Here is a 20,062-nt window from a genome sequence, read left to right as displayed (position 1 = left end):
AACCGAAAGGCTCATGAAATTCATGCGTTTGGCCGTTGTGCCGCGCACGGGTTATTCAGGGCCTTTCCTGTTTCGTCCTGTCCCTCTTTGTGCCGGGTGGGCGGGTTGTTTCGCAGGCACTAAGGTGTACTGCCGTTCTGGGTGACTCCGTCTTCAATGACGTTCTTTTGCGGAGGAGCGGATTCCACCGGGGGTTTGAGTACACCTGTATTAGACGCGACGACTCTCGCTTGCGGAGTATAACGGTCTCTGGAAATTTTTTCACGGGAGACTTCTTTGCCGCCCTGCTTTTTTATCCGGTAGGTATCGACCACAAACCCTTGCTTGCCGGGACTTAGCTCCACTTGTTCTCCGGTTTTCAGACCGGGGTTGTGCACGTATTTGACGGGCGGTTGAATGGTCTCAACGGTATTCGACATTATCTCATACGTCGTATCCGTGGGGACACTTCCGAATAGTTTAATAGTCAACGCCGTATCCGACATTTCCGTTCGGATAAGGAGGTGGGCTTTTGTGTCGTTTCGGAAGCGAAAATTGATGAAACCTGTCGAAAAGGTGGCATCTTGCCCCAAGGGAGCGTAGCTGATCGGCAGCGAATGGTTTCTTCGTTCGACAATCTCCAGACCGGCGCGCAGAACCGCGTTGTAGAGCGTGGTGGAAACTTGGCAAATTCCGCCCCCTACTCCGGGAACAAGCTTGCCGTTTAGGATAACGGGGGCTTCCCGGAAGCCGAATTTAACGCCGGTCTGTTCAATAATAGGGGCGTAATCGAAAATTTCGCCCGGCTTTAGGATCACTTCATGAAGCGTCGCCGCGGTCGAGCGGACGTTGTGTCTGCGTCCCGGCGACGATTGGTTAAGCGGGGTCGAGAACTGCGTGATAAGCCGGTCCACATGCTGGCCGCGCAGCATTTTTTCCGTCACCTCGGGTTCCTGCAGCCGAAATGGGACTTGTATGGAAAGCGGATTCTCCGCCCGTTTCGGATCTATCTGTCTGATCTGCCGCTCTATGTCCGCCTTCAAGCGAGAAGTGTCGACGCGGAGGGCGGGTTGTCCCGCTTTATACTGCACGCGGTCATCGGGCGTAACGATACGTTGGGCGGATACGGGTTGTACCGCATAAAGTTCCGGCCACAGGCTTTGCAGCTTTTTGTCGAGCTGATCCGCCTCTATGGACAAGCCGATTTTCGCCTCGTAATGGCGTAGTTTCCAGCGGTTGCGTGCACGATCCAGCAGATTTCCTTTCGTAAGATCATGGAGAAGGGCTTGAAGCTCGCGGTCGTCTACACGCAGTCCCAGATCCTGAAGCTTCTGAGAGCGGGAGGGAACATCCTTCCGGTTGGAAAGAAGCTGTACGGGAACGGAATTTAGAAGCGCGACCTGGCGGCTCAACTGCCGGGGGAAATCGGCGTAAGCCATTCCACCGACTTTCCACCCCGATACGGAGAATTGCTCCGGAAAAGTCGGACGCGAGCCGTAGAAGGCAATGGAGCCGAGCCCTACGACGGCCGCCAACGGCAGGACGATGGCAATTGTCGTTAGCACACGCTTAACTGGCTTCATAAGTAAACTCCTTCGAAGAATTTGGCGCACTGACACTTTGGACTCAAGTTGAACTTGAACATTCAGACGGATGCCTGTTCTACATGTCTATGGATTCATCGGACAAATATGCCTGAGTCGAAAAGAGGGCAAACCCCAACAAAATTCGCCGTCCGCTGTGAAAAGATGTTGAATATTCCCTTTTTTAAAAGGAATTTTAAGATGGCTGTCGAACTTGTATGAGCTAGGATCAATCCGCCATTAACAGGAAGTGATGATTTTGATCGAAATGCAGGATGTCTGGAAAACGTATTCTAACGGAACTCATGCGCTGCGGGGGATCGATGTCAAGGTTGACCGCAACGAATTCGTTTATATCGTCGGCCCGTCTGGCGCAGGTAAATCTACTTTTATGAAGATGATCTATCGGGAAGAAAGACCTACAAAAGGGCAAATATTTGTGAACGGGTTTAACATCGAAAAGCTTAAGCAAAGGAAAATCCCGTATGTACGCCGCAACATCGGCGTTATTTTTCAGGATTACCGGCTGCTGCCGAAGATGACCGTCTATGAAAATATTTCTTTTGCTATGGAAGTTATCGAGGCACCGAAGAAGTTGATCAAAAAGCGCACGATGGAAGTACTCGATCTCGTGCATTTGAAGGATAAGGCCAATTCTTTACCGGGACAGCTCTCGGGTGGTGAACAGCAGAGGATCGCAATTGCCCGGGCAATAGTGAACAACCCGGCCGTGATTGTCGCCGATGAGCCGACAGGAAACCTGGATCCCGAAACCTCGTGGGGAATCATGAAGCTTCTGGAAGAAATCAATTTCCGTGGAACGACGATCATGATGGCGACCCACAACAAAGAAATCGTCAACACGATGCGCAAGCGCGTTATCGCTATCGAGAACGGGATTATCGCCCGTGACGAGCTGCGAGGTGAGTACGGTTATGAAGAGTAGGACAATGGCCCGCCATCTGCGGGAAGGCTTTCGCAACATCATTCGCAACGGATGGATGACCTTTGCGTCGATCAGTTCCATCACGATTTCGCTTTTTATACTGGGCTTATTCCTGCTGCTGTCATTGAACGTGAATTATGTGGCAGATCAAATAGAGAAACAAGTCGAAATCCGCGTGTATATGGATTTGAACATTACGGAAGATCAGACCAACCAGTTGAAGCAGGAGCTGAATGCCCTGCCTGAAGTCCAGAAGGTCACTTTCGTCTCGAAGGAGCAAGGGCTTGAGGATCTACGGAACCGGCTCGGGGAAGAAGGAAAAGGATTCTTGGAAGGTTTCGAAGGCGACGAGAATCCGCTGCCGCCTGCTTTTAAAGTGGAGGTTAAAGACCCCCGGCAAGTTGCGGGAGTTGCAGATACAATCAACAAGCTTAACGAAGGCAAGGAACCGAAGCCGATCGGCAGCGTCAAGTACGGCCAAGGCACGGTTGAGAACATGTTCAAAATTACGGAGATTGTCCGCAATGTCGGACTCGTTCTTGTAGCGCTTCTCGCTTTTACATCCATATTTCTGATTGCAAACACCATCAAGCTTACCATCGTCGCCAGACGCAGAGAGATCTCGATCATGAAGCTGGTCGGCGCGACGAACGCTTTTATCCGCTGGCCGTTCTTTATCGAAGGGGCTTTGCTGGGAATCGGCGGTTCCGCCATACCGGTGGCCGTGCTCTTGTACGGGTACAACAAGTTGGTGGAGTCCAGCAAGTCGGAACTGAGTATGGTTTTTATCAAATTAAAGCCTTTTGCCGAAGTCAGTTATGTCATTGCCGGACTGCTGTTATGCCTGGGTTTCCTTATCGGAATTTGGGGCAGCATCATCTCCGTGCGTAAGTTTCTCAAAGTGTAGACGTGAATGGACGCATGCACAATGTGTAAGAGGAGGATCAACACTTGAAGAAAAGACTCATGCCTTTAGTGGTTGCACTCGGAATCTCGACAACATTGCTGCCGTATGCGGTGGCCAACGGGGCTTCCAACTCGGCCAAAATCGATCAGGAAATTTCGAATATGAAGAAAATGAAGTCCGCAGCCGAACAGAAGGCGAAGGACGTTCAAAATCAGCTTACACAGGTTCAGCAGGAAAAACAGGAAACCGCCAAGGATATCGAAACCTTGATGAACCAAGTCGACAGCGCGACGGCCAAGCTTTCCGGCTTGAACGTGCAGATCGAGAACACGACCGAGGATCTCGAAGACAATGCCAAGCAGCTGGACGAAGCGGAAAAGCGGGTTGAAACCCGGGACGAGCTTTTGAAGAAACGCATGCGCATTATGTATGAGAACGGTTCGGTGTCTTATCTGGAAGTCGTCCTGAACTCCACGAGCTTTTCGGATTTTATCGACCGAATGTCGGCGCTGAAATCTATCGTGGGCCAGGATAAAGAGATTCTGGAAGCGAACAAGAAAGACCGCGCCCTTGTGGCCGAAAAGAAACAGCAGATCGAGAAACAGCTGGCTTATGTGAAGAATCTGTACGCGCAGACGGAAACCCTTAAACAGGATCTCCTCGTCAAGGAAAAAGCAAAAGAAGTGAAAATCGCATCCCTGTCCGCCGAGCAGCAGCATCTGGAAGAAATTAGCAGCGACCAGGAACAGGCGATTATGGAATATGCGAAGAAAGAATCCCAGCTCCAAGCCAAGAAAGCGGCCGATGCGAAAGCTGCAGCGGCGGCTGCGGCGGCAGCCGCGTCGAGGAATTCATCGTCTATCGGCGGCTCCAGCGGTTCCAGCGGCGGCGGTCCGGCAACGGGTTCAGGCGGGAGCATGGGCTATCCGCTTCCGAAAAGAGTTGCGCTGTCCTCCGGTTTCGGAGGCCGTGTAGATCCGATCAACGGCTCGTTCGCCGGTCATACGGGAATTGATATGCCTTCTCCGCAAGGCACCGATATTTATGCGGCGGAGTCCGGCACCGTGCTGGTAGCATCCGAGTGGAGCGGCTACGGCAACTGTGTCATTATCGACCACGGGGGCGGCGTTTGGACCCTCTATGGACATATACGTAACGGAGGCATTAAGGTTTCCAAAGGTCAATCCGTGAGCCGCGGAGAGAAAATCGCGGAGGTAGGTTCGACCGGAAGATCAACGGGGAATCACCTGCATTTCGAAGTCCGGATCAATTCGAAACCGGTCAATCCGTCCAGCTATATCGGCTATTAAGGTTTTCGGCGACTGGCACTCATAAATTGGAAGAGCTTGTCATACACTAGCAAGAGCAGCTCATAAGGGTGCAAGTACAAAGGTGGTGAACGGCAGTGCAATTTAAAGGGCGTACGGTGATCGCATTCGTTCTGCTGGGGATGTTTGCAAGCAGCATTCTGACGCTGACCTTTACGGGCAGAAATCTGCTGCCTCTCGGGAGCAAATCCGTCGGAGCTTCGGCAACCGCAGGAAGTTCGGGTCTCAGCAGTCAGGACGTCGGCAAAATTGCAAAGACGTACCAGCTGATCGAGAACAAGTATTTGAACAAGGTCGATCACGACAAAATTATGAACGGCGCCATCAACGGAATGCTGGAGTCGCTTGAAGACCCGTATACCGTGTATATGGATTCCAATGAAGCGAAGCAGTTCAGCGAGAGCATCAATTCTTCGTTCGAAGGAATCGGGGCCGAGGTTACGTCGGAAGACGGTAAAATCAAAGTCGTTTCTCCGATCAAGGGATCACCGGCCGAGAAAGCCGGAATCATGGCTAACGATGTAATCGTATCTGTCAACGGTGAAAAATTGGACGGGCTGACCGTTAATCAGGCGGTCGTCAAAATCCGCGGCCAGAAAGGCACTCAAGCCAAACTGGAGATTTTACGGCAAGGTTCGACGGAGCCGGTTCAAGTGATTGTAGTCCGTGACGAAATCGACATTGAGACGGTATTCGGTGAAATGCTTGAGGGCGGCATCGGCAAAATCGAAATCCGCCAGTTTTCGGCAAATACCGCGGAACACTTCCAGGAAGAGCTGAAAAAGCTGGAGACTCAGGGAATGAAAGGACTCGTAATCGACGTCCGGAACGATCCCGGCGGTCTTCTCAACGTTGTGATAGATATTGTCGAGCCGTTTGTGCCGAAGGGCAAACCGATCGTACAGATCGAAAACCGGGAAGGCAAACGGGAAGCGACGACATCCAAAGACGGCAGCAAAAAGTACCCTGTTGTCGTGCTGACGAATAAGGGAAGCGCCAGCGCTTCGGAGATTTTGGCGGGAGCGTTTAAAGAAGCGGTCGGCAGCAAGACCGTTGGCGAGACTACGTTCGGCAAAGGCACCGTGCAGGAAACGTATGTGAAGGAAATGGGAGACGGCAGCAATATCAAAATGACCGTCTACAAGTGGCTGACCCCGGACGGCAACTGGATTCACAAGAAGGGGATCGAGCCGGATATCGCGGTCGAGCAGCCGGCATTCTTCAAAGCATCGATTCTGTCCAAGAAAGATACCTTGAAGCCGGACAGCAACAGCGACGATGTGAAAAACCTGCAGCTGATGCTCACCGGCGTAGGGTATGAACCGGGCCGGACAGACGGCTACTACAGCAGCAAAACGGCGGATGCCGTCAAGGCATTCCAGAAGAGCAGTAGTCTGCCCGTGACCGGTAATGTGGACACGGCGACGGCCAAGAAGCTGGAAAGCGCCGTTCTGGAAGCCGTTAAGCTTCCGAAGAACGACAACCAGCTGAAAGCGGCCGTTAAAGAGCTGCAGACCCAGCTTTCGAAATAAAAGAGGGACGGTAGGACTTTACGCGCTCCGGCGCGGGTCCGGCCGTCCTCTTCTTTTTGCCAATTGCATGGGGACGGAAGGAAATGAAGGGGGCGGGTCGAATGTATATAACTAAATCGGACCGTCGGATTTTTTACAAAAAAGAAGCGTGTTTCGAGCCACGAGGGAGTGAGTTATGGACATTATTGCGGAAATTGCCGGACGTTTCTTGACGGCGTTCGGCCGGTTATGGCTGAACCCTTTTACGTATATCGGACTTCTTCTCGTCCTTCTGCAGTACCGGAAACAAATTCAATTTGAACGAAAATTGTTTGCCACCCGCCTTCATTCCCTTATCGGGGAGACCTGGCGGACTTATTTATGGGGCTGGGTCGCGGGACTCGGCGTGTCGGTCGTTATGCTGTTCGTAGGCGTCTCGCTGCAAGCCGATACGATTCTGCTGCTGTGGGGCCTGTCCGTCGCGATGATTCTCATCCGCATCCGATTTCTGTGCCTCGCTTATTCGGTGGGACTCCTCGGTATTCTGCAAGTAGTGCTGGCGGGATTGCCCGGGCCTTCCGGAGACGGTTTCTGGAGCAGCTTGGCCGGCGTTGTAAAGAACGCAGATGTTCCGTCCCTGCTGGCTCTGGTGGCCGTCCTACATGCGGCGGAAGCCCTGTTGATCCGCTCTCAGGGAGCTCGAATGGCGAGCCCGATGTTCTACGAAGGCAAGCGGGGCAAGATCGTCGGAGGCTACCAGCTCCAGGGATTCTGGCCGGTGCCGCTTTTCCTCGCGGTTCCGGTTCAAGCGGGAACGGGAGCCGTTGATTTTCCCTGGTCGCCGCTGTTTACCGGCGATGCTCTGACGGCGGGCTGGAGCTTGCTCGCATTCCCCGCCATGATCGGGTTTACGGAGCTGACGATGACCCGTCTTCCGAAGGAGAAGGTGGGGCGAAGCTCCGGCATGCTGCTGGCTTATGCAGCGGTGCTCTTCCTCTCCGCGCTGCTTGCGCAGGTCTGGAGTCCGTTCACCGTTGTCGCTGCCGTGCTTGGAATTGTGCTGCACGAAGCGGTGATCTGGTACGGACGATGGGAAGAAGCGCAGCGCAGCCCGTGCTTTATCAACCAGCCCCGCGGGCTGAAGATTTTGGCGGTGGTGCCCGGTAGCCCTGCCGCCGAGCTGGGGCTGAGACCCGGAGAGCTTGTACACAAGGTAAACGGCGTCCGGGTCCACAGCAAAACCGAGCTGCACCAGGCGATCCAGGTGAGCTCGGCGTACTGCAAGCTGGAGATCGTCGACATGGAAGGCGAGATCCGTTTTCACAAGCGGGCCGTCTTCGCGGGTGAGCATCATCAACTGGGCATCGTCATCTGCCCGGATCAGGATGCCGTTTACTACGTCGAAATCCGGCAGTTGCCGCTGCTGACTTATTTTACGAGAAAGCTGACGGGGCTGTTGACGAAACGTTCGGAAGAAACCTTATAGGGAGCGAACGGAGCGTAATCTTCAGGCGGCCGGGAGTTCTTTAATTCAACTAAAAACCTCGACATCACCTTAGGGTGAACGTCGAGGTTTTTTTAGCGTTGCGTGAGGCCGGAGGGAAGGAAAGCTGCCCAAACCAAGCCTTCACAACAGGAGCGTGAACTAGTTAGCTTTTGCTGAAGCGGCTTCCGCGACAGCTGCCGGCGGCGCTTCTTTCTGTGGCTGCGGCTGCTGCACGTCATTTTGAAATTCTCTTAGCACGACGATCTCCACACGCCGGTTCTTGGCGCGGTTCTCTTCGCTTGTGTTAGGCATTTTAGGAACGGTATCCGCATAAGCCGTCGCCATCAGATGCTCATCGTTGAGTTTAGCCGTATTCGTAAAATAACGGAGTACGGAAAGCGACCGCGCAAACGAAAGCCCCCAGTTATCTTTGTAAGCCGATCCGGATGAAATCGGAATATTATCGGTATGCCCTTCGATGCTGACCCGGTTGCTCAGCGTAGGAAGAAGGGTGGCGAGCTTTTCAAGTACGGGGTAAGCGGCCGGTTTGAGGTCGGCTTTACCCAGATCGAACAGGAACAGATCGTTCAGCGTAATGGCGATGCCTCTCGGTGTATCCGATGCGGAAACTTTAGCTTCCAGGTTGTTATCTTTGATGTATGCCTGGATCGCTTGAAGCATGTCCTTGAGCTGCTGCTCTTTCTTGGCCGCCTCTTCTGCGGAAGTATCCTTCTTAGGCTTGGTTCCGTCGCTCGCCGTAGGGATTATCGTGCCGGAAATTCCGCTGCCTTGAGGTAGGAGGGATTCATTTTTCATAAATTGCGAATTCAGGGCCTTGGCCATAGTCTCGTACTTGTTTATATCGACCTTGCTCATCGCGTACATCACGATAAAAAATACCAGAAGCAGCGTAATCAAGTCGGAATAAGTAATCAGCCAGCGTTCATGGTTTACGTGTTCTTCTTGTTTCTTACCTCTCTTCCGCAAGAACGGCACCCGCCTCTCCGCTGCTTTGCTTATCGGCATTCTTCTCGTGAACGAAGGAAGCCAGCTTTTTGCGGATCAACTGAGGATTCTCACCGGCCTGAAGAGCCAGAATGCCTTCCAGCATCAGTTCCATCTCGGAAATTTGTTCTTTGCCGCGCAGCTTGATTTTGTTGCCGATCGGCAGATAGACCACGTTGGCGAACATAACGCCGTACAGGGTGGCGGAGAAAGCGACCGCGATGGCCGGACCGAGTGTAGATGGATCGGACAAGTTACCGAGTACGTGAATAAGCCCGAGCACCGTTCCGATAATTCCCATGGTCGGGGAGTAGCCGCCTGCGGCTTCGAACATTTTGGACATGCCGTCGTTGCGGTGTTCGATCGAGTCCATTTCAAGCTCCAGAATCTGCCGGGTAAGCTCCGGATCGGTTCCGTCTACGACCATCATAAGACCGTCTCTCAGAAAAGGATTCGGATGCTCCTGTGCTCTCTGTTCCAGAGCCAGTACACCTTCGCGGCGGGCGATGGAAGCCATGTCGACGATTTCGTCGATGGTGGCGGTCGTGTCCCGCTGGGTCTGCTTGAATGCGACTCCGAGCGCTTTCGGAATCTTTTTGAGCGTTGCTACCGGGAAACTCACCGCGACCGCACCGAAGGTGCCTCCGAAGACGATCAGCATGGCACTTGGAACAAGGAGCGAGGTCAGGTGACCGCCGTCCCACATGTATCCCCCGATTAGTGCTCCCAAGCCGAGTATAAGCCCTAACAATGTTGCCAAATCCACAATTGACCACCTCTAGAATCGAAATATGTTCATGATGCAGACCAGGCTGCCGCCTAAAATAAGGAAATGAAAGTGAGTCTGAATATTTGCAACCGGATCATAAAAAGAGTATAATTATACGGGAACACATATTCTTATTTCCGGCAGCCCGAATATCTCCGTTGTAGGTAAGTATATATGTTCTATATCGGAGCAAGACGGGTAAAAGTTTATAGGTATTAAGACAGGCATACGGGGTGCAAGCCGCCGCGTGCTTTTAAATTTGACTACCTGACGGTGGGTGATAAATTTTGAATGAAATAATCAAGAGCACGAATAAGTTTGAACTCGTATCGGATTTTTCTCCTCAGGGAGACCAGCCTTCCGCGATCCAAGAGCTCGTCAAAAGCATACAGAACGGGACGAGACACCAGACGCTTTTGGGCGCGACGGGTACGGGGAAGACGTTTACGGCGGCTCAGGTCATTGCCCAGCTAAACCGTCCGACCCTCATTATTGCGCACAATAAGACGCTGGCGGCTCAGCTTTGCAGCGAGTTCCAGGAGTTTTTTCCGAACAACGCCGTGTCTTATTTCGTCAGCTACTACGATTACTATCAGCCGGAGGCTTATATAGCTTCTTCGGATACGTATATAGAGAAAGACTCCAGCATCAATGAAGAAATCGATAAGCTCCGCCACTCGGCGACGAGTTCTTTGTTTGAACGCAGAGACGTTATTATCATAGCGAGCGTGTCGTGTATTTACGGCCTCGGTTCGCCTGCGGAATACGGATCGCTGCTGTTGTCGCTGCGCACCGGAATGGAGAAGTCCCGCAACGAGATTCTTCACCGGCTTGTGGACATCCAGTATCAGCGCAACGATTTGAACTTCGTGCGCGGCACGTTCCGCGTCCGCGGCGATGTCATTGAGATTTTCCCGGCCTCCCGAAGTGAACAGGCTGTCCGTGTGGAACTGTTCGGGGACGAGATCGAGCGGATCACCGAAATCGACGTGCTTACGGGCGAGATTCTGGGTGAACGCGATCATATCGCGATTTTCCCGGCGTCTCACTTCGTAACGAAAGAAGATACGATGAAGCGTGCGCTGGTGAACATCGAGCGCGAGCTTGAGGAGCGGCTCGAGGAACTGCGCGGCAAGGGCAAGCTGCTCGAGGCGCAGAGACTGGAACAGAGAACACGCTACGACATCGAAATGATGGCGGAGATGGGCTTCTGTTCCGGGATCGAGAACTATTCGGGACCGCTGACGTTCCGCGAACGCGGGGCGACGCCTTATACGCTTCTCGATTATTTCCCGGACGACATGTTGGTAATGGTCGACGAGTCCCACGTAACGCTGCCCCAGATCCGGGCGATGTACAACGGGGACCGGGCGCGCAAGGAAGTGCTGGTCGAGCACGGATTCCGTCTGCCTTCCGCGCTGGATAACCGTCCTCTGCAGTTCGAGGAGTTCGAACGCAAAGTGAATCAGATCGTTTACATCTCGGCAACGCCGGGTCCATACGAGCTGGAACACACTCCGGAGATGGTCCAGCAGATTATCCGTCCTACCGGACTGCTCGACCCGATCATTGAAGTGAGACCGACCAAAGGTCAGATCGACGACCTTATCGGCGAGATTCAAGACCGGATCGCGAAGGACGAGCGGGTTCTCGTGACGACCCTCACGAAGAAGATGTCCGAGGATTTAACGGATTACTTCAAGGAAATCGGCATTAAGGTGCGTTATCTGCATTCCGATATCAAGACTTTGGAGAGGATGCAAATCCTCCGCGACCTGCGGCTGGGTACCTTCCACGTTCTTGTGGGAATCAACCTGCTCAGGGAGGGGCTTGATTTGCCGGAAGTTTCGCTGGTGGCTATTCTGGATGCCGACAAAGAAGGCTTCCTCCGCGCGGAACGTTCGCTGATCCAGACGATCGGCCGGGCGGCCCGGAACGCGCATGGACGCGTGATAATGTACGGCGATAAAATTACGGATTCCATGGATAAGGCGATTAAGGAAACCGAACGCCGCCGTACCATACAGGAAGCCTACAACAAAGAGCACGGGATTACCCCTCAAACCATTGCCAAGAAGATTCGTGACGTTATCGAGGCGACCAAGGTTGCCGAAGAGAAGACGGAATACTTGGCAGAGGTGAAGACAGGCAAGATGTCCAAGAAAGATCGCGCCGCGGTAATCGAACGTCTCGAGGCGGAGATGAAAGATGCGGCGAAGAATTTGCAATTTGAAAGAGCTGCGGAATTGCGCGATGCTCTTCTTGAACTGAAAGCGGAAGGTTAGGATAGCAACGATGCGGCACAGACAGGCAGGAGAACAGAAAGGGATCCTGCCTGTTTGTCTGCTTATATCCGGACCAATCCGGGCATAACTGATACTAAGCGAGGCAAGTGTGGTAAATAGAGTACGTATACCCTTATAGTTGGGGATGACAGTTGCATGATTGATAGATTATCGTATATATTGACGTATATACGTTTTTGATTAATATTTAATGGGACCCGCGTTCAAGCGACAGTTCAGTTGGACGAGAGGTTTTTTTCATAGATATCTTTTTGGTGTGAAACTGTTCTGCTATATTCGAAGAGTCGGTATGTACAAGCCGGAGCAGACAATAAAGACTGGATTTTGAAGCGTATGGAGTATCAAAGAGATTAACTAACAGGAAGCTCAGCCTTAGAACCCGGGAAGGGAACCTTTCAGATGTTCCGGGGAAAGGACTGGACGGCCTGCGAATAGAGAGGGTGTACGTACAAAGTGGCCAGAGAAAACATAGTCATTAAAGGGGCGCGGGCACACAATCTGAAAAACATTGATGTGACCATTCCGCGCGACAAGTTCGTCGTGCTCACGGGACTCAGCGGTTCCGGGAAATCGTCCCTGGCCTTCGATACGATTTACGCGGAAGGGCAGCGCCGTTACGTTGAATCGCTGTCCGCTTATGCGCGGCAGTTTTTGGGACAAATGGACAAGCCGGACGTCGATTCCATCGAGGGACTTTCGCCTGCGATCTCGATCGACCAGAAGACTACGAGCCGGAATCCCCGTTCCACGGTCGGAACCGTTACGGAGATTTACGATTACCTTCGCCTTCTCTTCGCGCGTATCGGGAAACCGCACTGCCCCGTCCACGGCATTGAGATTACTTCCCAGACCGTCGAACAAATGGTCGATCGGGTGATGGAATATCCGGAACGGACGAAGCTCCAAATCTTAGCCCCACTTGTTTCCGGACGGAAAGGCGAGCACACCAAGCTGCTGGCCGATATTCAGAAGCAGGGTTTCGTCCGCGTGCGTGTTAATGGAGAAATCATGGATCTCTCCGACAAGATTACGCTGGAGAAGAACAAAAAGCACAACATTGAAGTCGTTGTTGACCGTATCGTCGTTAAAGACGATATTCAAAGCCGGCTGGCGGATTCCCTGGAGACGGCGCTGAAGCTGTCCGAAGGCCGCATTATCGTCGATATTATCGACCAGGAAGAACTTCTCTTCAGCCAGAATCTCGCCTGCCCGGAGTGCGGGTTCAGCATTGATGAATTGTCTCCGCGTATGTTTTCCTTTAACAGCCCGTTCGGAGCCTGCCCGGAGTGTGACGGTCTTGGCAGTCAGATGATTGTAGATCCGGATCTCTTGGTGTCCGATCCGAACAAGACGATCGACCAGGGAGCTTTTGAAGCTTGGGCGGGAAGCACATCCACTTACTACCCTCAATTCCTGGCGGCCGTTTGCAGCCATTACCAGATTCCGATGGATGTTCCGGTGTCGGAACTGAGCCAGGAGCAGTTCAAAATCATTCTATACGGCACAGACGGACAGCGTGTCCGCTTCCGTTATCAGAATGAATTCGGTACCGTCAAGGACGCTTACGTGCCTTTTGAGGGCATCGTACGGAATTTGGAGCGCCGTTATCGCGACACTTTCTCGGATGGAATCCGGGAACACATCGAGGCATACATGAGCTCCAAGCCATGTCCGAAATGTAAAGGACAGCGGCTTAAGCCGGAAACCCTTGCCGTAACGGTAGGGGGAACCAACATTGCCCATGCGACAGAGCTCTCTATCGGAGACGCTCAGAACTGGTTTGAGGATCTTGACGGAGGGTTGTCCGAGAAAGAGCGGACCATCGCCCACCTGATTCTTAAAGAAATCAAAGCGCGCCTAGGATTTCTGGTAAACGTAGGACTGGATTACTTGACTCTGCACCGGGCAGCGGGAACGTTATCCGGGGGCGAGGCCCAGCGTATCCGGCTTGCTACCCAAATTGGATCGTCGCTGATGGGTGTCCTCTACATTTTGGACGAGCCGAGTATCGGTCTCCATCAGCGTGATAATACACGCCTGATTCAGACGCTGGAGCATATGAGAAATCTGGGCAACACGCTGATCGTTGTGGAACATGACGAAGACACCATGATGGCTTCCGATTATATTATCGATATCGGTCCGGGCGCAGGTATTCACGGCGGACAAATCATCGCTCAAGGTACACCGGAAGAGATCATGAACAATGACAACTCCCTGACGGGCCAGTATTTGAGCGGTAAAAAATTCATTCCGATTCCGGCCGAGCGGCGCAAGCCGAACGGTAAATGGCTCGAGATTAAAGGAGCCAAGGAAAATAACCTGCGCAACGTAAGCGTGAAATTCCCGCTGGGTGTATTTACGTGCGTAACGGGCGTGTCGGGATCGGGTAAAAGCACCTTGATTAACGAGATCCTGTATAAGACACTGGCACGCGATCTTAACAAAGCCAAAGTGCGTCCGGGCGTGTACCGCGAAATGAAAGGTCTGGAGCACGTGGACAAGGTGATTGATATCGATCAATCGCCAATCGGACGGACTCCCCGTTCCAACCCGGCAACGTATACGGGAGTCTTCGACGATATCCGTGATCTCTTCGCTTCCACGACGGAAGCGAAAATCCGCGGCTATAAGAAGGGCCGTTTCAGCTTTAACGTGAAGGGCGGACGCTGTGAGGCTTGCAGAGGCGACGGGATCATCAAGATCGAGATGCACTTCCTTCCGGACGTCTATGTGCCGTGTGAAGTCTGCAAAGGCAAGCGGTACAACCGTGAAACGCTCGAAGTCAACTATAAAGGAAAGAGCATCTCCGATATCCTGGATATGACGATAGAAGATGGCTGCGAATTCTTTGAGAATATACCGCGGATTCACCGCAAGCTTTATACTCTTCTGGATGTAGGCTTGGGTTACATGAAGCTCGGACAGCCCGGAACGACCTTGTCCGGCGGGGAAGCCCAGCGTGTGAAGCTGGCGGCGGAGCTTTACCGCCGTAGTACAGGCAAGACGATCTATATCCTGGATGAGCCGACAACGGGTCTGCATATTCACGATATCGACCGGCTGCTGAAAGTGCTTCACCGTCTAGTTGAGAACGGTGATTCGGTTCTGGTTATTGAGCATAACCTGGATGTAATCAAAACAGCCGACTATTTGATCGATCTGGGCCCTGAAGGAGGCAGCCGCGGCGGTGAAATCGTCGCAGCCGGTACTCCGGAAGCCGTCGTCAAGGTCGAAGGCTCCTATACCGGCCAATATCTCAAGCCGATATTGGACCGCGACCGCAAGCGTTCGGACGACTACGCCGAGCGTGCCAAGGAACTGCTGGAGGATGCGGTCAGCTAGGGGAAGAACTATTCTGTTCGGGCGCAGCCATAGACGTGCAGCACAAAAGAAGCAGGAATTAAAGCGGGCATCGCTTTGTTCCTGCTTCTTTTCGTCGGGACCGGTCCGGTGGGACAAATAAAGAAAAAACGGGCGGGATCGCTTTAAGACGATCCCGCCCGTTTTCTATAGTTTTTTTAGAATATAGGTGATTCATGAAGGCTCTGTTCGGGCTCAGGGAATGGCGTGGTCGGCAGCTGCACCCGAATTAAACTCATTCCGACCTTTTCAAATTAAGAAGCTACCGTAAGGATTTCCGTCAATTTCTCCTGGAAAGCAGGTGCGCCTACGCGGAGGAAGAATTGATGGAACGTTTCCTCCGGGCTGCGGTTTTCCTTGTAGAAACGGATAAGCTCGGCCAGTACCGGGCCTACATCGTCCCCTTTGACACGGCCTTTCAGCCCCGTGTTAAACTGGGCGCCGGGACCGAGGATACCGCCGACCGCGATATCGAACGCATCTACCGGGCCATCCGGCGTTTTAACGAGCGTACCCTGCAAGCCGATATCCGCGATTTGCTTCTGGCCGCAGGCGTTCGGGCAGCCGATGAAGTGGATGCGGACTTCTTCGTCCAGGTCCACATTGGCGTCCAGGTATTCGGCAACGCGGCGTGCGCGTTCCTTGGTTTCGACGATCGCCAGGTTGCAGAATTCGTTGCCTGTGCACGATACCGTCCGGCTCATGAAACGTTTCGGGAACGGCGTCAGACGCTGCAGCACGGTCTCCTGGAGAACATCGTCCACCCGGTCGTTCGGGATATCCGACAGAATGATGTTCTGGGACATGGTCGTGCGAATCGTGCCTTGGCCGTACTGGTCCGAGATGCGGGCTAGCTCGCGCAGCTCTTCCGCATTCAAACGGCCTACCGGCACGTTCAAGCCGATGTAGCTGTAGCCCTCCTGCTTTTGAGGGTGAACGCCGTCAAAATAAGCCGCTGTCCAGCCGGCGACTTTCTCGTCTCCCCGGGTTGGCATAGGTCCGATCAGCTCGATGAGCTTCTCCAGGAACTTCTCCGGGCCCCAATCGGCCACGAGAAACTTCAGGCGCGCATGGTGGCGCTTCTCACGATAGCCGAAGTCGCGGAAAATAACCGTTACGCCGGTTGCGACTTTCAGCACTTCTTCCGGACGCACGAAAAGATCAAGCTGTTTGGCCAGATGGGGCTTCGCGGAAAGACCGCCGCCGACCCAAGCATGGAAGCCGAGCACTTCTTCTCCGTCGATGACTTTAACGGCCGGCGTAAAGCCGAGGCAGTTAATTTCGGCATGAGCGGAGTTATATACGTTGCTGGAAATCGACATTTTATATTTACGCGGCAGGTTGGAGAAATCTTTGTTCATCAGGAAGAAATCGTTTACTTCATTTACCAGGGCAGTCGTGTCCATAAGCTCATCGGGATCGATACCTGCCAGCGGATTGCCGACAATCGTACGCGGGCAGTCGCCGCAAGCTTCATAAGAATAAAGGCCGACTTCTTCCAGCCTTTTAAAGATATCGGGTAGGCTTTCAACGGTCAACCAGTGGAACTGGATCGCCTGACGCGTAGTGACGTCGATCAGATTCCGTCCGTAATCTTCCGCAATGCCCGCGATTGCACGAGCTTGGGCGCTGGACAATACGCCAGAGTTGATGCGAACGCGCATCATAAAATGGCCGTCCTTGGGTTTTTGCTGATAAACACCGGCCCATTTGAATAAATTCATATCGTCTTCAGGAATGGAATCGTATCCTTCCAGAGCATACTTTTCAATAATGGTACGAATCACATCGAGTCCGTCTTTTTGAAGCTTAACGAGTTCCATCTTGTTCAACTTCGACGTGTCTTGAGCCCAGATCGGTTGATAAGCCATGCATGCGACCTCCCTTTATATTTAATTCCGATAGAAAAAGTGTGATATAGGATAGGTTGATCGTATCATATTTAGGTCGGGGCGTAAATCCGTGCAGGCCAAAAGCGGGTATAAACAATTATTATGAAAGAGACAGGTTTTGTTTATAATTGGCCGCGCTATTCATAGAAATGAATAAATCGTGACAAACTTGTTAACATCAAGACCAGGGCCTTGCATCTTGAACCCGATAGAGATAACATAGAGAGTAAAAGGCTATTTCGTTAAGTTACCTGGTTGGATAAATGAAGGAGGTCTCTCACAATGTTATTTGCAGAAGAGGCAGCACAAGCATCCAGTTTTTCCGGATTCGATCCATTTGTGATCATCTTTACGATCCTGATCGCAATCGGTCTGGTCCGTCTGTTCGCGGCCAAAAGAAAAAATGTTTTCGCGATCGCATTTGCGTTGGTTAGCTTGGTTGTGTTCCTTTTCATGGATTTCGTCATGATCAAAGGCTGGTAACAAGCTGCCGCTTACAAATATGCAGCGCATGAAGAAAAGCCCCTTATCTCCTGATAAGAGGCTTTTCTTTTTGTTCAGTTACACCCACCACATGTCGCCGAGCGGTTCTTTAATAAGAATCTGCTGAAGGTTCTCGACGGCTTTCGTGAAGCCCTCGTTAACCGACATCAGCCCGTCTTCGTGCTCAATGCTCACGACGTAGTCATAACCGACCAGACGCAGGGCGCTGATGATATCCGCCCATGTCTTCATATCGTGGCCGTAGCCGACGGTACGGAACTGCCAAGCGCGATCCAGCATAAGCGAGTAGGACTGCATATCCGTGATGCCGTGCTTATTCACGTTGATCGGGTCGATCGAAGTATCCTTGGCATGGAAATGATGGATGGCATTTTCACGGCCGAGAATTTGAACAGCTTGAACCGGGTCGATCCCCTGCCACCACATGTGGCTCGGGTCCAGGTTCGCGCCGATCACTTCGCCGGCTGCTTCACGCAGACGGAGCAGGGTGCCCGGTGTATGAACGGAGAAACCGCCGTGCAGTTCAAGGGCGATTTTCACACCGCGGTCCGAAGCGAATTTACCGGTTTCGGTCCAGTAAGGGATAACTTTATTCGTCCACTGCCAGTCAAGAATCTCCTGGAAGTCGTTCGGCCAAGGAGCAACGGGCCAGTTCGGATATTTGGCATCCTCGTGATCGCCCGGGCAGCCGGAAAATCCGTTTACGACAGGGACTTCAAGCTTTTCAGCCAGTTCTAGCGTACGGATAAAATCGTCGTGAAACTGTTTGGCTATCGCCTTTTGAGGGTGAAGCGGGTTACCGTGGCAGCTGAGCGCGGAAATCGTCAGGCCGCGGGAATCAAACGCATGTTTGAATGCTTTCAGCTTGCTTTCGTCGGCCAGCAGTTCTTCGGGCTTGCAGTGAGCGTTGCCCGGGTAACCGCCGGTACCGATTTCAACGGCTTCAAGGCCTTTTTCTGCAATGTAATCGAGTGCTTCTTCTAGAGGTTTTTGTCCGAAAAGGACGGCAAATACGCCTAGCTTCATTTTTGTACACCTCCACGGATTTTAAAAAAGAACGCGCGTACACTTATTATATCACCGCTTTGCCCGGAAATGAAGCGGATAGCCGCAACAAGTTCCGTCCGGGCAAACTTGCTCTTTTTGCGAATAATAAAAAGGTCTTCCCACCTGCCTCTTTTAGAAGGGGAGATGGAAAAGACCTTTGTAAACGCGTAAGACCACGTCGGGGTTATTCAAGTTAATAATAATGGCCGCGACGACAAGCGCCTGGGTCAGTAGGCATCGCATGTAGAAGTAAGGCTTGGATACCTTTCTGCGGATGACGGTCGTCTTGCCGAGCAGATTCTCAATTGCGATAATGACCCCGTGATACACCCCGTAGATCAGAAACAGCCAAGAGAAGCCGTGCCACAGTCCCATTAACGTCATAATGAAAATCGAAAGACCGGCGGTCATGAGCTTGGATGGCGTTTTGCGGGAAAAGAAAATGAAGATATGATCACGGAACCAATCCCCCAAGGTAGCGTGCCAGTTCCGCCAGAACTGAGTAAGCGTGGGAGAGAGGAACGGTTTCTTAAAGTTTTCGGGAATCGTGATGCCCATCAGACGGCCGAAGCCGACGGCAATATCCGAATAGCCCGAGAAATCCATATAAATCATCAGATAAAACCAGATCATCAAGAAAAGGCTCTGATGGGTATGAAGCTCCTGGTCCATCACTTTGTTGAACAGATCGGTCATCCAGACGACTACGACGACTTTTTTGAAAAGGCCCAAAATAATCCGCTTCACGCCCGCTTCAAACTGGGACGCATCCACTTTGTACGGCACTTTTACATCGGCCATGAAGTCCCGGAACTTTAAGATCGGCCCCGAAGTAAACGTGGGAACGAACAAAATGTAGTTCACGTAGTCGATCACCTTGGCTTGGCCGTCTTTGCCGAAGAAGTAGGCGAAATACAGCGCATCGATGATTTTGAGGACGTTGAACATGATGCCGAGTGTCATCACGCCGTCTGCCAAAAGCGAAGCCGAGCCCTGCTTGCCGAGCATGTGAAACAGGATTACGGCGCCTATGTTGGCTAGAATGAACAGCGCGAACGCAAATTTCCGCCAGACGGGTGTACGGCACAGATATACGAAGAAAATATAATTTAGCAGCGTATAGGCGATATAGAACGCAAACAGTTTGCCGCTCCACAGAAAAAGAAAGCCGAGGTTGAACAGCAGCATCAGGATGCGTTTGTTCTGCGGCCATTTTCTCGTTGCCATCAGCACGAACACCATGCCGCACATGGCGAGCAGCGCGTTCATGTTCAAATAAAACATAACAGGACTCCTTCAACGGACGGAGAATGAGTGGATCAACACATAAGCGGACAGGTGAGACCTCATGGGGAGGCTGGGCTAGAACCCTTCATAGATAAACAAACCTTGCCCCGTAAAATAAATAAGAACCAAGTAAAGCATGGCTACATAAA

The 20,062-nt window shown here is 52.3% G+C and carries 14 protein-coding genes; 8 read left to right on the top strand and 6 right to left on the bottom strand.

What is annotated here, in order from left to right:
- Positions 1 to 119 precede the first annotated feature (119 nt).
- Positions 120 to 1,562: a VanW family protein gene (locus tag PCH01S_RS23610; protein WP_042233750.1), complete on the bottom strand. Its 1,443-nt coding sequence runs from the start codon at positions 1,560 to 1,562 to the stop codon at positions 120 to 122.
- Between the two features lie 259 nt (positions 1,563 to 1,821).
- Between PCH01S_RS23610 and ftsE the strand changes: the two genes are divergently transcribed.
- From ftsE to PCH01S_RS23585, 5 genes are all read left to right on the top strand, one after another.
- Positions 1,822 to 2,508 carry a cell division ATP-binding protein FtsE gene (gene ftsE, locus PCH01S_RS23605; protein WP_042233748.1) on the top strand — a complete coding sequence of 229 codons (687 nt, stop codon included), beginning with the start codon at positions 1,822 to 1,824 and terminating at the stop codon, positions 2,506 to 2,508.
- Positions 2,498 to 3,415 carry a permease-like cell division protein FtsX gene (gene ftsX / locus PCH01S_RS23600; protein WP_042233746.1) on the top strand — a complete coding sequence of 306 codons (918 nt, stop codon included), beginning with the start codon at positions 2,498 to 2,500 and terminating at the stop codon, positions 3,413 to 3,415. Before ftsE ends, ftsX begins: the two co-directional genes overlap by 11 nt.
- 44 nt (positions 3,416 to 3,459) lie before the next feature.
- Positions 3,460 to 4,725, top strand: a complete 1,266-nt coding sequence (locus PCH01S_RS23595) for a murein hydrolase activator EnvC family protein (protein WP_053228777.1) — start codon at positions 3,460 to 3,462, stop codon at positions 4,723 to 4,725.
- A 95-nt stretch (positions 4,726 to 4,820) separates the two neighbouring features.
- Positions 4,821 to 6,275 (top strand): S41 family peptidase, encoded by a 1,455-nt coding sequence (locus tag PCH01S_RS23590; protein WP_042233744.1) that lies wholly within the window; start codon positions 4,821 to 4,823, stop codon positions 6,273 to 6,275.
- A 175-nt stretch (positions 6,276 to 6,450) separates the two neighbouring features.
- Positions 6,451 to 7,740 carry a PDZ domain-containing protein gene (locus tag PCH01S_RS23585; protein WP_042233743.1) on the top strand — a complete coding sequence of 430 codons (1,290 nt, stop codon included), beginning with the start codon at positions 6,451 to 6,453 and terminating at the stop codon, positions 7,738 to 7,740.
- Positions 7,741 to 7,899: 159 nt separating this feature from the next.
- On the opposite strand, the gene PCH01S_RS23580 is transcribed toward PCH01S_RS23585, so the two are convergent.
- Positions 7,900 to 8,727: a flagellar motor protein MotB gene (locus PCH01S_RS23580; RefSeq protein ID WP_129112446.1), complete on the bottom strand. Its 828-nt coding sequence runs from the start codon at positions 8,725 to 8,727 to the stop codon at positions 7,900 to 7,902.
- Positions 8,711 to 9,511, bottom strand: coding sequence for a flagellar motor protein (locus tag PCH01S_RS23575; protein ID WP_042233739.1), 801 nt, complete (start codon positions 9,509 to 9,511; stop codon positions 8,711 to 8,713). The genes PCH01S_RS23580 and PCH01S_RS23575 overlap by 17 nt, the downstream gene beginning before the upstream one ends.
- 290 nt (positions 9,512 to 9,801) lie before the next feature.
- Here PCH01S_RS23575 and uvrB point away from each other — a divergent pair, with 290 nt between their 5' ends.
- Both uvrB and uvrA read left to right on the top strand, forming a co-directional pair.
- The gene (gene uvrB, locus PCH01S_RS23570; protein WP_042233737.1) at positions 9,802 to 11,799 is read left to right on the top strand and encodes an excinuclease ABC subunit UvrB; all 1,998 of its coding nucleotides are present in this window, start codon (positions 9,802 to 9,804) and stop codon (positions 11,797 to 11,799) included.
- Positions 11,800 to 12,273: 474 nt separating this feature from the next.
- Positions 12,274 to 15,165 carry an excinuclease ABC subunit UvrA gene (gene uvrA / locus PCH01S_RS23565; protein ID WP_042233736.1) on the top strand — a complete coding sequence of 964 codons (2,892 nt, stop codon included), beginning with the start codon at positions 12,274 to 12,276 and terminating at the stop codon, positions 15,163 to 15,165.
- 272 nt (positions 15,166 to 15,437) lie between these two features.
- On the opposite strand, the gene PCH01S_RS23560 is transcribed toward uvrA, so the two are convergent.
- Complete coding sequence (locus PCH01S_RS23560; protein ID WP_042233734.1) at positions 15,438 to 17,054, bottom strand: nitrite/sulfite reductase; 1,617 nt, start codon at positions 17,052 to 17,054, stop codon at positions 15,438 to 15,440.
- Between the two features lie 303 nt (positions 17,055 to 17,357).
- Here PCH01S_RS23560 and PCH01S_RS23555 point away from each other — a divergent pair, with 303 nt between their 5' ends.
- Entirely contained in the window at positions 17,358 to 17,558 is a 201-nt protein-coding gene (locus PCH01S_RS23555; RefSeq protein WP_042233732.1) for a DUF2759 family protein, read from the top strand.
- A gap of 78 nt (positions 17,559 to 17,636) precedes the next feature.
- On the opposite strand, the gene PCH01S_RS23550 is transcribed toward PCH01S_RS23555, so the two are convergent.
- Together PCH01S_RS23550 and PCH01S_RS23545 are read right to left on the bottom strand one after the other, a co-directional pair.
- Positions 17,637 to 18,605 (bottom strand): sugar phosphate isomerase/epimerase family protein, encoded by a 969-nt coding sequence (locus tag PCH01S_RS23550; protein WP_042233730.1) that lies wholly within the window; start codon positions 18,603 to 18,605, stop codon positions 17,637 to 17,639.
- 153 nt (positions 18,606 to 18,758) lie between these two features.
- Positions 18,759 to 19,910 (bottom strand): MBOAT family O-acyltransferase, encoded by a 1,152-nt coding sequence (locus PCH01S_RS23545; RefSeq protein WP_042233728.1) that lies wholly within the window; start codon positions 19,908 to 19,910, stop codon positions 18,759 to 18,761.
- Positions 19,911 to 20,062 lie beyond the last annotated feature (152 nt).

The sequence above is a fragment of the Paenibacillus chitinolyticus NBRC 15660 genome (assembly GCF_000739915.1).
Taxonomy (GTDB): Bacteria; Bacillota; Bacilli; order Paenibacillales; family NBRC-103111; genus Paenibacillus_F; species Paenibacillus_F chitinolyticus.
This window is presented reverse-complemented; position numbering and strand designations above follow the sequence as displayed.